The sequence below is a fragment of the Gemmatimonadaceae bacterium genome (assembly GCA_020851035.1).
Taxonomy (GTDB): Bacteria; Gemmatimonadota; Gemmatimonadetes; order Gemmatimonadales; family Gemmatimonadaceae; genus JACMLX01.
Window position 1 is genome coordinate 487,577 of record JADZDM010000005.1, and the last position, 14,153, is coordinate 501,729.

Consider the following 14,153-nt stretch of genomic DNA (forward strand, 5'->3'; position numbering starts at 1 on the left):
TGCACGCCGCGCGAGCTCGTGTCGGGTGGGAATGGTGAACCGTGTTCCCGCGGAGGTCGCGGAAGCACGGAGAGTTCATCGCGCGCCACACTGGACGTCGGCCACGCTGTTCACCGACCAGTCACGGCGCTTCCGATTCGCTGGAGCCAGTGATTGATCGCATGCCCGAAGTGAGACTCGAGCAGCAGTTCGAGTACCACGCCCACCAGCAAGGGCACCACGTTCACCCAGTATCCGCCGTTGGCGCGTGGCAGGCCTGCGTACCAGAAGGTGGCCGCGGCAATCGCGCAGACTCCGAGCATTGCGCTCCCAGGCGAGACGACTGCGTACAACAGCATGATGACGCCGGCCAGCAGGAACTTGAGTGCATACGACACCCAGGGTCGTGGCAGCCTGAAGAACGATCTTCCAAGCTCTGCAGTGACAAGCTGCGACTGAAGAAGGACGCCGGCGGACGTCCCCGAGGCCGTCGCATGGACGTCATCGGAATCCGCGCCACCGATCAGGACGATGTGACCGCGGAGCCGCTTCGAGATCGAATCCCAGGCCGCAGGATCGGTCGCGCGATTCGAGAACGCCAATAGCAGCGACCACGCGTCGATGGCCATGCTGTCGTGCACGGCGGTGCCAACTGCCACGAGGTCAGCAGTGCTGTCGGGAAGGGCGAAGCGGCACCGTCGCCTGTCCTCGTCCGTGGTGCCGGAGCGCGCGCGCTCCGCGCAGCCGGTTCGCACGATCGCCCGCGCAAAGCTTGCGTACGTCTCGTTCCCAGCCCGTTCGTACGGCGTGTATCGGCGTAGCACGCCGTCACTCTCGCGGACGGTATGTGACAACCCCAGTTCGCCGTGCAGGAGCCCCTTTCCACCGATCGGCGCAAGGGGCATGAGCAAGGTGTCACGCGTGTCAGCGATCCAGACCCAAACCGTCGGTGCCGACGTTGCCGGGTCGTTGTAGGACCTGTATTGGCCGGGGTCGTGCGTCAGGATGTCGACGCCGATCACCTCTGGGCCCGCCGAATCCACGGCACGTACCAGTTCGAACAGCCTTTCGGCACGCGTCGGGTATCCGAACTGCGCGTCGACCCGGCTTCGAGCACGGATCAGCACGACGGCAACCCGGCCGGTCTCTGCGGGTGTTGCACGACGGACGGCAGCATCGAGCGCTGCGTTCGACCAGGGTTCGAGGATAGGAATGCCCTTGCTGGTACCGGACAGCACTACGAGGCCTGCGCAGGCGACGATGTTCGTCCACCGGAGCGAGGTGAGGCGCGCACGCCAGCCGGCACCGGCCGACGCACTGTCGTGACTCGTCGTCATGGTTCCGCTGTCAGGAGCACTGCACGCCGCAGCGCCTCACGCTCACCGGGGACGGGAGGGTCCGGCCATCGGTGCATGGCGCCGTCCAGGTTGTCGAGCGCCCGCGCGATGCCACGCGCACGGCTGGCGCCGGCAAGCACCACGACGGCGGGTCGGAGTCCGGTCGACTCGTACCGGGTGCCATCGGTCGTCGTCCGCGTGCGGAACACGTGCGCGACGAATGCTCCAGAAACGGCAGGTTGGATGATCGCGTGGCGCCCGGTAATCGGTGCAATGAGGACCGAGTCGCCGTCCGGCATGCAGATGGCCTGCTGGACGGGACACAGGACCGCGACCAGTCCGCGGGGCGCCTCCCCAGTCAACAGCCGGCCGATGTCGCTGCGTCCGGCGACGAGTTCACCCAATCCGTCCACGATGCCGAAATCCGCAGCCAGGGCGGCCTGGTGCCGGATCATCTCCAGCACGATGACGCTGTCCCGGGGATGGCGTGCGCGTCGTGTCGTCGTGCCCTGGTTCAGCGGAGCGGTCGGGACGCGGATTGCGATAGGGCGCACGCACTCTCCGCGTGCGCAGGATACGACCCGCAGTCGCCCGCTCAGCCGCAGGAGCAGCGAATCGCGATTCGCGGGCGAGGTGGAGTCGTGCTCGATGACCGACATCGGCTGCAACGGCTCGAAATCGCCGATGCGTGCCGGTGGGCGTCCGTCCAGCCGCCAGCGGCCGCTGGACGTGATGACGTAGCGGGAGAAGACATCCGGCTGCGCCGAGGCGATGCTTGCGCCGGAGAGCAGCAGGAATGCGAGCCTTCGCACCGTGCTCATGGCAGGCGTCCGAACGGATTCCCCACCACCGTCCACCCGGCCCACGATGTCGGCGCCGGGTATTGTGCCTTCACTGCCTCCTGCGCCTCACGCAACGCCTGCTGGAAGTGGAGGCGCCTGGAGACGGCCGCCTCCACGAACGCCTCGACGAACAGCTCCGTGGCGGCGCCGTTGTCGGCGGGCCACAGGGAGACGACACTCGCCTGCGCCCCGGCGGCAGTGAGGGCGAGCGGGAACCCAAGCACACCCTGGCCGTCGAGAATCTCGCCGTCGCCGAGCCGGCAGGCGATCAGCATCATCAGCGGGGTGCGGCGAAGGTCGAGCTGCGCGAACTGTGCCGCGTTGACCCGGGCCGCCGAGTCCACATTGGCGTTGGACAGCGCGATGGTGGAACGGGTGACGTAGGCGCTGAGCGCATCATCGTCCCCGATCGGCACGCCGCCGTGCGTGACGAGGATGCCGATCGTGCTCTTCTGCAGGTCGCGGGACACGCTGGCCCACTCTGCACTTCCACCCCACGCGGAATCCACGGGGGTACGCGCGCCCGCGAGTACTTGCGCGACCGACGGCCGGAAGGTGATCGGGGCGAACCGCTGACCACTCCCGAACTGCAGCCCAGTGAGCAGGAACCCGCGCGCCTTGTTCGGCGTCGCATCCGATCGCTGCCGCGACACGAGGTGCGCGAACGACGGGACGACTCCGACGTCCTGGGTGATGCCCGCCGCCGCAGCCAGCAAAGGGAGGTTCGCGTGCAGCAGTCGGCTGTCCGGGGCAACCAGGATCCGCGTCACGGTGGCGGGAATCTGCGACTTGAGCCTGCCCCAGATCGCGGCGGCAGCCGAGGCAGTTGCCTGCGCCCACACGGCGCTGTCGCGCGTGCTCGCAGCCTGGCGCCAGCGGTCCACCTGCGCTGACAGCTCTGCCTCGGTGCCGAGCTCGACGAACCCTAACTGTTTCGAGCCGACGGAGATGATCGCGAAAACGGAACGCCGCTGGCCCTTCTCGAGGGGCGACGCACGGAAGATGTCGATGAAGGCGTCCCGGTCTGTCAGGGCCGTGCCTTCGAGATGCAGGTTCGCGTCCTTCCGCGAACCCTGCTTTCTCATGACGCCCTGATAGAACGTGCCGAATGGCGCAACGGTGGCAGAATCGATCTTGCCGCCGGAGGAGAGTCGCCTGAGGATCTGCCTGGTCACTCGGACACCCTCTTCCTCCTCCTCGGGCGTGAGCTCCATGAGCATCGTCCGCGAGGCCGGCAGCGCCGTGCCGTAGGCGATCGCCAGCATGCCCTTGCTCGACCGCACGATTTCGGACAGGCCGGTGACACAGGCCGCCTCGCGCCCGCAGCGCACGAGGATGTATCGCATGAAGAGCGCGGTCTGGAACTCCAACAGCTCGATCGCGGCATCGCGGGACATGGCGCGCAGCAATGCCACGTTCATCAGCTCCGCGGAGAGGCGTGTCAGCTTTGCCGCGACCGGGTAGATCATCTGGCGCACGATGACACTGTTCGTGTCAGTCAGCGTCCCCTCATCCGCCCCGCGCTCTGCGCCACGTGCGTCTGCGGGTCTCCGGGCTCCGACCGCACCCGCGTCGGTGAACATCCAGCGGATCCAGCGGAAGGACATCGCGTCGAACATCGCGATCGTCTGTTCCAGCATCCGGATCTGGTCGATGGTCAGGCCCCGGGCCGCCAGCACGCGCTCGGCGGTGCTGCCCGGGGGCACCACGATGTTCAGTCCCTGTGAATCTGCCTGCGCTGCCCGGCGCTTCAGTGCCTGCGTCGCCAGCGACATTCCCAGCTCCTCGACCTCCATCGCGCCGCGGGCCTGCCCGACGACGGCACTGGGAGCACCGGCCTCCCCGAGCGCGCCGGCAAGCAGGTCCCGGAAGTGCGCGAAGTCGTCCCGGTTCTCATCGGACATGAGTGCGGCGCGCTGCCAGAGCTGCGCCCGCGTGACGGCGGGGGCCGGTGCGAGGCGGAGCGAGTACTGGCGCAGGATGCCACGCGGCTCGGCGGCATTCGCAGTGCCGAACATGCCCGTCGTCAGAAGGCGGTGCGCGGCCCGGACACCGAGTGACATGGTGGATGCGCTGCCCGATCCGCGATCCAGCAGCTGACGGCACGCGGAGGTCATGAGACGAACGGGCTGAAGGCACGTGCGTGTCAGCACCTCAAAGCGAACCCGGTTGATCGGATTCAGCGGCAGCTCGACGGCAGTGCCGCAGCCGAGTCGCTCGCAGCGCGCAAGCGAGGAGTCGATCCAGCGCTCGAGCGGTGTGCCGTTGCGACGGTCGTTCGCCGCGCTGTGCAGGAACAGCAGGTGCACGTCGTTGGCGAGCATCTGATCGATGGCCTCCATCCGGACGATCTCACGGGCGGCGCGCGACTGCGGCGCAGGCGCAGCTGGAGTCGCGGCGCTGCTCCGGCCGCTCCGCCTGGTCCTCGATTCCTGCGCGGCGGTCGCACCGACGTTCACCGTGGCACATGCCCCGAGCAGCACGAGCACCGTGCGCAGCCGGCCTGCGGAAGCGAATCGACGGCGAGTCCGGCGATGCGGAGGGAGGGAGGTGTCATGCATGTCGGACCCGGAGAGGTGGTCCAGCTCAGTGATGAAGCCGAGGGGAACGGGCCCGTCGGCGGCGTGCCAGGGCAAAGGAGCGGACCGTGCGTTATCGTCGCGTTATCGAGCTGGACGCCACCATGACGGCGGTTCGGGCACCGACAGTCCGTTGCCGGTCCGGCGCGCGATCGTGGGCCGGTGGCGAGGTTCGGCGCATTGCGGCACCGATGCACCGACTGGTATCAATTCCGTGCCATGAGCCGATATACGATCCATCTCCTCGGCGGCGTCGAGTTCGTCCCGGCTGGAGCGGGGCAGTCGCTGCTCGCGCGGCCGACGCGTCTCGCCCTGCTGGCCTTCCTCGCGGCGCGCATGGACAACGGCCCGCAGCAGCGCGATGTCATCCTCGGCACATTCTGGCCGGAATCGAGTGAGGAGCATGCGCGCAACAGCCTGAGACAGGCACTGCACGTGCTCCGGCGTGCCCTGGGTGAGGACGCCATCCTCAACCGCGGTACCGCGGTCCAGCTCAACGAGGCCGTGGTGGAGTGCGACCTCGTCCGCCTGGATCGCGCCCTCCGCGCCGGACGGGATGCCGATGCGGTGACGGCCTATCGCGGACACCTGCTGCATGGCCTCTTCGTGCCGGACGCGTACGAGGTCATGGCGTGGCTTGGCAGCGAGCAGGAACGCCGCCGGCGTGCCGTGATCGACGCCGCCAACCGACTGGCCGAGGATGCCGAGCGAGCCGGCAACGCCCGGGAATGCCTGCGCTGGGCTCGGCGTGCCGCCGAGTTGCACACACCGGAGGAACGGCCGTCCTCGCGATTGATGGCGCTGCTGTCGCAGGCTGCCGTCCATCGGCCAGCGCGGCCCTCTCCGGCAGGGTTCCCGGCGTCGCTCGCCGACGCCCTGCGGGCCGGAACGGGCAGTGTCCAAGCCGGTGGCGATGCCCGGCTACTGCGTGTGGCGGTGATCCCGCTGCTCAACCTGACGGGCGATCCCGGGAATGACGCCATCGCGGAAGGCTTCGCGGCCGCCATCGGCATCGCGCTCGACGACGAGCGGCTGGACGTGGAACGGGTGTCGCAGCCCTCCCTCCGCCAGCTGCAATCGACCGCCGCGGACATCGCGCTCGCTGCGGAGCGCCTGGACGCCATGGCCGTGCTGTCCGGCACCTTGGACAGTGCACAGGGCGAGCTCCGGTTGTTCATCGAGATGCACGCGCGCGACGGACGCCTCCTGTGGTCGGACCAGATGGGCCTCGGGTCTGGTGAGTTCCAGGCAGCGGTGGCTCTCGTGCGGCGTGCCGTGGCGGACGCGCTGCCGAAGGCGTCGGCGGTGACGCGGCGCGTCCGGCGCATGCGTCGTGAGGGGAGCGACCCGGCCGCGGTGCTGTCGGTGATGCGCGGCAACCATCACCTCTGGCGGAGCACACCGAAAGACCTCGAGCGGGCTCTGGCCCACTTCACCGACGCCACCGCGCGTGACCCCCAGAGCGCGCCGGCGTGGGCCGGGCTGGGGCAGGCGCTGCTCACGATGCCGTTGTATGGACTCGTCGATTCGGCGAGTGCGTTCACCCGCGCGCGTGCGGCGCTGGACCGGGCGATCCACATCGATCCGGACTATGCCACCGGCTATGCGGCACGGGCGGCCGTGGCGTCGATCTGGGAGTGGGACTTCGAGGCGGCCGAGCGCCTGGCGTTGACGGCGCACGAGCTGGACCCGGCGGATCACGAGGCGTGGATCGTGGAGTTGCTTTATGTGCGCTCGCCGCGCCGACAGGCAGCGGCGGCACTGACGGCTGCCGCACGGCTGGTGGCGCTCGATCCGGTGTCGCCGGTCTCGCTGGCGTACGCGTCGCTGGGCGCATCGTACTTCGACCGCGAGATCGGCGAGGCGTACGCGCGCGGGTCGCTGGAACTCGAACCCAGCCTGCCACTCGGGCACTGGGCACTGAGCAGCCTCGCGACCTGGAACGGCCAGCACGACGTCGCGCGGGAACACGCGAGGCTGCTGGTGGAACTGGCGCAGGGCAACCCCGGTTTCCGGGCGTTCAGCGCAATGCTCTCGGCGCGGGCGGGTGATGCCGGTGTGGCGCGCGACGAGCTGGCAGCGCTTGGCGGGGACGCCGAGCGCGTTGAAACGGCACGCTACTACGTCGCGCTGACGCTGGCACAGCTTGGCGACACGGAGGCGGCGCTCTCTGCACTGGCGCGGGAGGTGCAGGTGCGGAACAGCCTGATGATCTACCTGGCGATCGATCCCTCGCTGGCGGAGCTGCGGCAGCATCGCGGGTTCGAGGCACTCCGGGGGCAGGTGGGGGTGTGACCGAAGGCTGGTCCGCGGTTGCCGCGGGCGGGTGCGGCGGGTGGAGCCTGGGGTGATAACGGCGCACTAACGACACCGCCATATGGTGTGTCCACGCGAGTCCCGCAGACGTGAACATCGCGCCGCGATCGTGGGTCAGGCTTGGTGTCACCGATCTCCCCACCCAGAAGAGGTGTATCCCATGCTTCGTCGAGTTCTTCCTGCGCTTGCCGCCGCGTGCGTGCTGGCGACGCCGGGCGTCGCGCAACTCTCCGTGCAGTCCTACACGATGCGCAACGGCGGCACTGGCAGCGCAGCCTACTGGGATGCGGGCTATTCCACCGGCAGCAGCCAGACCGTGAGCAACGCCTTGCTGCAGGGTGGGGTGGGCAAGCTGACGGACGGTGTCATCGCGACGGACCGCTGGGATGTGGTGTCCAACTCTGCCGGCACCGGGCAGTATGTGGGGTGGTACATCGGGTCGAATCCCGCCACGGTGCCAGTCATCACGACCTTCTTCAGCCAGAGCTACCTGTTCACGCGGCTCCGCCTGTGGGTGGACCATGCGGCGGGGTACGGCGGCGTCGAGCCGCCCCTGAGTGTGATCGTCGGCGGCACGGCGAACGCGGCGTGGACGGACATGACGGGCGGCTTCTCGTTCACGGTCACTCCACCTGTGGGCTCGGCGCCGTTCCTGATCGACCTCGACCTGACTTCGCTGAACCTGAGCGGGACCTCACTGACGTTCCAGGTGACGCACAAGGCGAGCGCCTGGGTGATGATGAGCGAAATGGCCGTGAATGGCAGCGCGTTGAGCGTGGTGCCCGAGCCGGCGACGGTCACGCTGGAGCTGGTGGGACTGGCGATGCTGGGCGTCGCGTGGCGGCAGAAGAAGCGACGCACGATGTGAGTTGTGTGCGGCTGCACGGGAGGCGTGGCTAGTGTCACGCGCCAAAGCAACATGGCGAGCGTGATCGCTAGAGAGTGCGCCCGTTGCGCATCCGGTGTGGGCGGCACGACGGGGTGACGCTCTCTGAAGGGCGTTCACTTGAGCTCGATTGCCAACCCCACCTCGGGCATGCTTGCGGATCGAGAGCAGGAATGGATGTCAGTTGCGAATTAGCGACACTTTTCGGAGTTGATTTGCGCGTCTTCGGCTCGGTACGACGAAATCAATTCCTTCTGCCGCTCGCGATCGTGGTCCCGATTGCGCTGCGTGCCCAGGTCGGCTGTGCAGATGTGAACACGCGACCGAAGGCGGTGCCGGCAGGGCTGGCGTCGCGCGTGAACGCAGTTGCTGGCTTCGAGACGGTCTTGGTCGCGTCGACACAAGCAGTGCGAACGAGCTGGGCGCTTCCGACCGGCAGGACGATCGTCCGGTACTCCCTGCTTGATCGCGGAAGCGCGTCGACAAGCATAGGCATCGGGTCTGGCACTGGATGTACCGCAACCACGCTCGCGCAGCTTTTCGGGTCGACGTCCGTGGCCGGCCACACTGCGCAGCTCAACTTCTCTGCGGGGCAGGCGGTCCTGTCGGGCACGGGACTCGTACCCCAGACATACGGTGGCTTGTTTCCCACAAACCTGACTTTCTACGCATTCGGACCGGCCGGAACCGACGTAGTTCGCGACGCGGGCAATCCCGGCGGACGCGTTGCCATCCTCGCCTTCGTCAGTCCTGCGGATTCGAACTCCTGGCTGCTTGCCGGCATCGGTAGCCAAGACTTCCTCGTGAAGATGGACTTCGCCGCTGCCACCGCGACTGCGCTGGCCGCCTACGGTCCAGCGCAGCTGATCAGCGAGCGTCGCACACTCAGGGACACCGTGAAGGCGACACTGTTGGATGCCGGGAACAACGTCGTGCCGCTCGCGGGAACTGCCGTGACCGTGAGTCTCGCATCCGGCAGCGGCAGTCTCGGCGGCACCCTGACCGCTACCACGGGCAGCGATGGTGTCGCGCGCTTCCCCGATATTGTGATCACCGGTAACGGGGCCCACACGCTCAAGTTCACGGCTGCCGGCCTCACGGACGCCACCCTGCCGATGCAGGTCCTGCCCCTCGCGCACCTCGAGGTGACCGCGCTTCCGACAAGCGCGTATCGTGGGCTCAGTTTCACGCCTCGTATCAGCCTACGTGTCGCCGATGCATCCGGTTCGACAGTTCCACTGAACCTCGTGGACGCGCAGGTACGGGTCGCGTCCGGCCCGGGCGCGCTCGCCCCGACATCGGCCACGACAGCGCGCTTCTCCGCTGGCGTGGCTCAGTTCAGCAATACGGCGATAACGGCCGACGGCCTGCATCGTCTGCGCTTCACCGTTCCATTCCTGGACTCGATCGTATCCGCAGATATCAATGTCGTCGCACCACCAGTGATCACGAGTGGCCCGGCGCTGCCAGCGGCAACCAGAGGCCAGCTTTACGATATCGTTCTTCGCACCTCTGTCGACTCGGCTGGGGTGACGTGGGTCGTCATTTCGGGCGCGGTGCCGAGCGGCCTCGCGCTCGCGCCGAACGGTCGCCTGTCGGGGACACCGGATTCCAGCGGTACTTCCGCCTTCATGGTGCGTGCGATCAGCAGTGCGTTCGCCCCGCTAGCGAGCGTTACCGCGAACCTCACCCTGACCGTCTCCGCAACCGCTGGCAGTACCGGTCCCCGCCTGGTCGTGCGCGGCGCTCCCGGCGCCATCCGGCGCGTGGCGGCGGATTCACTGCTCTGCGCCAGCGCCGATACCACTGCCACCACCTGCACGCTGTCCACGTCGACCGCTGTGACGGTGGTGGCGAAGGGCACGCCCACAAGTGGCTTCACGGGCTGGCAGCAGCTCTGCACTGGCCGCGCCGCGTGTGCGATCCCGGCGGGGACAGTGCAAGAACTGCACGCGGTGATGGTCCCGCTGCCGGCCATCACCACCACGGCGGCGGAGCAGGACCTGCTCACCGGTACGGGCCTCACCAACCCCGAGCGCAGCCTGCTGGACCAGACCGGGAATGGCAACGGCCTCTACGACATCGGTGACCTGATGGCGCACCTGGAACGGAACGGTCAGTCGCTCTCGGCAAGAGTACAGGACGCCATCAACGCGAGCGATGTGCCGCTCGTACGCACATTCCGGGCGCCCGCGACGACACGGCAGCGTGGGGGCCGGCCATGAACCGAACATCAGTGGCGCTCGCCATCGTCTTCGTCTTCGGCCTTGGACTCGGCGGATGCGGTGGCGGATCGAGTGATACCCCCATCACGCCACCCCCGCCGGTGCTGCCGGGAGTGCTGGCCGTGTCGGTGCGGTCGGCGCCGGTGGAGCTGCGCGGCATGCGACTGCGCGTCGTCGGCGCCGGGATCGGCACGCCACGGGCCGGGTCGGGCGTGCGGCTCAGCGTCGGCGGGCGCTCTGGTGACACGCTCCGCATTCTCGCGACGGGTGCACTGTCCAGCGGCACGTTCCTCGAGCTCCCCCTCGCCCGCACCGGGACGGCCGTGACCATCGACGTGCTGGACGCCGCAGGAGACCAGGTCAGCGGGTATCGCGTGATCGCGCCCGACTCGGTGCAGCTGAATCGCAACGGCGGATGACGAATGGCGTCCTGCGTCGCGCGTCCGGCAACCCGGCGGTACCCCGTGACTGCTTTCGGCTCCAGTCGCCCTGAATAACGCGACGGTAACGCACGAGCCGTAGGATCGCCGGAGCCACGACCCCGTCGTGCCCGAAGACGCGGGGCCACGGCGGCACCGGTGCGTACGCGCCGCAGGAGCTGGCGCTGTTCGGCGGGGGCCCGTGGTGCCTGTCTCTCCACGTCACGCGAAACTGCCCACCTCACCGATCGCCCCGAATGGAACACCCGGACGAGGTATCGGTGACGCTGCCACGCGCTCCCCGGAGCTTCCTGGCGCCGACCCGGTGATCGCGCACCATGTGCACCTCCTCGGCGGGGTGGAGTTCGACTCACCGAGTGCCGCGCGTGAGCTGCTCTCGCGCCCCGGACGCATCGCGCTTCTGGCCTGGCTTGCAGCGCATGCTCAAACCGGCCCGCGCCAGCGCGACGAGATCATCGGGCTGTTCTGGCCGGAATCCGGGGAGGACAATGCGCGCACATCGCTGCGACAGGCGCTGCACCTGCTGCGCCGGGCCCTGGGGGACGACGCCATCCTGAATCGCGGCACGGCGCTGCAGCTGAACACGAGTGCCGTCTCCTGTGATGTCGTCCACTTCGACCGCGCCGTGAGGAACGGCCATGACGCCGACGCGATCCGGCTCTACCGCGGCCACTTCCTCGACGGGATGATCGTGCCGGGAGCCTACGATGTGATGGAGTGGATCGCGCTGGCACAACGCCGGCGCCGTGAGCACGCGATCGCGGCGGCCATCCGCGTCGCCGAGCGGGCGATGGCGGCGGGTGACCTGCATCTGGCTGTGCGTACGGTGCAACGCGCGGCCGACCTGCTCCCGCCTGACGATCGCCTGCACGCGCGGTTGGACGAGATCGCGAGGGCGGCGCAAGGCGTGGGCTGAGATTGCAAAGTGGCACAGGCAGGTCGGCGGAGACGCGCTGCCGCACATCGTCGCGGCACATCCACGTTCAAGATCGAGGCTGGTACGCGTGAGCCTCCGCTCCGAACATCCCCCCTACCGCACCAGCCCCAGCCGCCGGCCGTTCGCGACGCTGTTCAACGACCAGTCATACGCCGTCTTCACCGCCGTGAACTCCCCGCTCTCCAGCAGCGCCTTCTCCGCCCCCGCCGGATAGTACCGCGCGATGAACCGCCCCATCGCCGCCTTCGACCCGCCGAAGTCGTCCAGGTAGTTCGAGAACGTGAACACCTGGCTGTGGTGCACCGTCCGGTTCGGCACATCCACCCGGTTCTTCGCCGGTGTCCGCGTCAGGAACGTGCGCGCCTGGTCTTCCAGCTGCGCCTCGAGGCGCGCACCGGTGTACGCCTCGCTGCGCAACGGCGGGCACCCGACCGCGGCACACACCAGCGCGAAGTGGATCCGCGGCTCGCGGAACGTGGGCCGGATGGTCCGCTGCTCGATGTCGTCCAGCGTGTACGTCCGCCCACCCACCACCGCGAACGCCTCCGACCACGGCCCCTTCAGCCGCAGCAGGCCGAGCGACTTGTTGATGTTGCGGATCGACTCGCGTTCGCCCTTCAGGTTGATGAGCTGGATCGTGTAGGCATTGTAGGCGTTGATCCAGAACGCGAGCTGCTCTGGGCGCGGGAGCGCAGCGGGATCGGTCGAGGCCAGGAGCCGCAGGTAGCCGGCGAACGCCGGGTCGGCCGTGAACGCATCGTAGTCCACGAAGCCGTTGGTGACGTGCGCCCGCAGCAGGCGGTCGTAGGCGCCGTGGTCCACCGCCTGGGCGCCGGGCGCCTGGCCCGCGATGACGAGCGAGGCGACGAGGGCTGAGGTGCGAAGGAAGGTGTGTCTCATCCGGGCAATCGGTGGGGGCGGCCGAGGTGCATGTCCACGGCAGATACGACGCGATCGGGCGGTCGGATTCTTCTCCGCCGTGTGATCACTGTTGACGATGCCTGACGATCGCCGCCATCGGAGCCGCGCATCCGCACCGCCTCAGCGCCGCGCGGGACCTGATGACGTGGCCGCGTGGCGCCGACCCGCGCGGACCCGCCGCCTCACCGCAGCATCGACAGGTACCGCACGAAGAGCTTCTTCACGAACGGCGTCAGCCGCGTCCGATTGTACGCATCCCCCACCTTCCGCAGCATCTCGCCCTGCGTGGGATAGGGGTGCATCGTCGTGGCCAGCGCCCCGAGTCCAAGCCCGTGCGTCATCGCGAGTGTCACTTCACTGATGATGTCACCGGCGTTCGGCGCCACGATCGTGGCGCCGACGATCGTGTCCGACCCCTGCGCCACGTGCACGCGGCAGAACCCGGCCGTCTCCCCGTCCAGCCGCGCGCGATCGACGTCGTGCAGCGGCACGGTGAACGTCTGCACCGCCACGCCGGCCTGCGCCGCACTCGCCGCCGTGTGCCCGACCTGCGCCAGCTCCGGTGCGGTGTACGTCGCCCAGGGGGTGACCAGGGTGCTCAGCTTCCCCCTGCCGAAGAACAGTGCATTCCGGATCACCATCCGCGCCTGGAAGTCGGCCGCGTGCGTGAACTGCAGCGGCGAGCAGATGTCGCCCACGGCATACACCCGCGCGTTACTCGTGCGCAGTTGGTCATTCACCGTCACGCCTTTGCCGGTGTACGTCACGCCACCGCGCTCCAGCTCCAGCCCCTCCACGTTTGGCGCCCGGCCGATTGCCACCAGAAGGGCGTCGCCCACGCTGACCTGCACGCCCCGGCTGCCGGTGGTGTGGACGTGGATCCCGTCGGACTCCTGCCGCACCTCCGTGATGGCCGCACCGGACAGGTACGTCACCCCGTCATCGAGCAGCGCCTGCTGCACGATCGCCGCCGCATCGGCATCGTCGCGCGGCAGCACGCGTGCTCCCTTGTCGACCAGCGTGACCTGCGACCCGAACCGCGCGAACGCCTGCGCCAGCTCGCACCCGATGGGGCCGGCCCCGATGATCGCGAGGCGCGCCGGGAGCGTGGTGAGGTCGAAGATGGTCTCGTTGGTGAGATACGGGACCGTCCTGAGACCGGGGATCGGCGGCGCCGCTGCGCGTGCACCGGTCGCGATCACGGCACGACGGAAGCGCAGCGTCGCGCCACCCACGGTGATCGACTCGCGATCGGCGAACGCCCCCTGGCCGAGGAACACGTCGATGCCGAGGTCGCGGAACCGCGCCGCGCCGTCGATGGGACTCATCTCCGCGCGGATGCGGCGCATGCGCTGCATCATCGCCGCGAAGTCACCCGGCGCCTGCGGATCGAGACCTGGGCCGGCGTACTTCGCCGCGGCATGGCGGGCCGCATGCCACGAACGTGCCGCACTGATCACACCCTTCGACGGCACGCAGCCGACGTTGAGGCAGTCGCCACCCATGAGGTGCCGCTCGATCAGCGCGACCTTCGCGCCGATCCCTGCCGCGCCCGCCGCCGTCACCAGCCCGCCGGTGCCGGCCCCGATCACCACGAGGTCGTACTTCGCCGCCGGCACGGGGTTCACCCATCCCGCCGGCGACACCTCGGCCAGGAGTGTCTCGTCCCAGTGATCGTGCTGGAGCATGTG

Annotated in this window: 10 protein-coding genes; 5 read left to right on the forward strand and 5 right to left on the reverse strand. The window is 68.6% G+C overall.

Annotated elements, in window-relative coordinates:
- Positions 1–110: 110 nt before the first annotated feature.
- Genes IT355_05915 through IT355_05925 form a run of 3 tightly spaced genes read right to left on the reverse strand, consistent with a single transcriptional unit; the run spans position 111 to position 4,500 of the window.
- On the reverse strand, positions 111–1,316 hold the full coding sequence (locus IT355_05915) for a CHASE2 domain-containing protein (GenBank protein MCC7052784.1): 1,206 nt from the start codon (positions 1,314–1,316) through the stop codon (positions 111–113).
- Entirely contained in the window at positions 1,313–2,137 is an 825-nt protein-coding gene (locus tag IT355_05920; GenBank protein ID MCC7052785.1) for a hypothetical protein, read from the reverse strand. The genes IT355_05915 and IT355_05920 overlap by 4 nt, the downstream gene beginning before the upstream one ends.
- Positions 2,134–4,500, reverse strand: a complete 2,367-nt coding sequence (locus IT355_05925) for a CHAT domain-containing protein (protein ID MCC7052786.1) — start codon at positions 4,498–4,500, stop codon at positions 2,134–2,136. Before IT355_05925 ends, IT355_05920 begins: the two co-directional genes overlap by 4 nt.
- A gap of 456 nt (positions 4,501–4,956) precedes the next feature.
- On the opposite strand from IT355_05925, the gene IT355_05930 reads away from it, so the two are divergent.
- From IT355_05930 to IT355_05950, 5 genes are all read left to right on the forward strand, one after another.
- Positions 4,957–7,032: a hypothetical protein gene (locus IT355_05930; GenBank protein ID MCC7052787.1), complete on the forward strand. Its 2,076-nt coding sequence runs from the start codon at positions 4,957–4,959 to the stop codon at positions 7,030–7,032.
- Positions 7,033–7,213: 181 nt separating this feature from the next.
- Complete coding sequence (locus IT355_05935) at positions 7,214–7,921, forward strand: PEP-CTERM sorting domain-containing protein (protein ID MCC7052788.1); 708 nt, start codon at positions 7,214–7,216, stop codon at positions 7,919–7,921.
- A gap of 191 nt (positions 7,922–8,112) precedes the next feature.
- Entirely contained in the window at positions 8,113–10,164 is a 2,052-nt protein-coding gene (locus IT355_05940; GenBank protein MCC7052789.1) for a hypothetical protein, read from the forward strand.
- The gene (locus IT355_05945; GenBank protein MCC7052790.1) at positions 10,161–10,583 is read left to right on the forward strand and encodes a hypothetical protein; all 423 of its coding nucleotides are present in this window, start codon (positions 10,161–10,163) and stop codon (positions 10,581–10,583) included. Before IT355_05940 ends, IT355_05945 begins: the two co-directional genes overlap by 4 nt.
- A 325-nt stretch (positions 10,584–10,908) precedes the next feature.
- Positions 10,909–11,520 (forward strand): hypothetical protein, encoded by a 612-nt coding sequence (locus IT355_05950; GenBank protein MCC7052791.1) that lies wholly within the window; start codon positions 10,909–10,911, stop codon positions 11,518–11,520.
- A 114-nt stretch (positions 11,521–11,634) separates the two neighbouring features.
- Here the strand turns inward: IT355_05950 and IT355_05955 are convergent, their stop codons facing one another.
- Together IT355_05955 and IT355_05960 are read right to left on the reverse strand one after the other, a co-directional pair.
- On the reverse strand, positions 11,635–12,441 hold the full coding sequence (locus tag IT355_05955; protein MCC7052792.1) for a DUF547 domain-containing protein: 807 nt from the start codon (positions 12,439–12,441) through the stop codon (positions 11,635–11,637).
- Between the two features lie 203 nt (positions 12,442–12,644).
- Positions 12,645–14,150: a mercuric reductase gene (locus IT355_05960; GenBank protein MCC7052793.1), complete on the reverse strand. Its 1,506-nt coding sequence runs from the start codon at positions 14,148–14,150 to the stop codon at positions 12,645–12,647.
- Positions 14,151–14,153 lie beyond the last annotated feature (3 nt).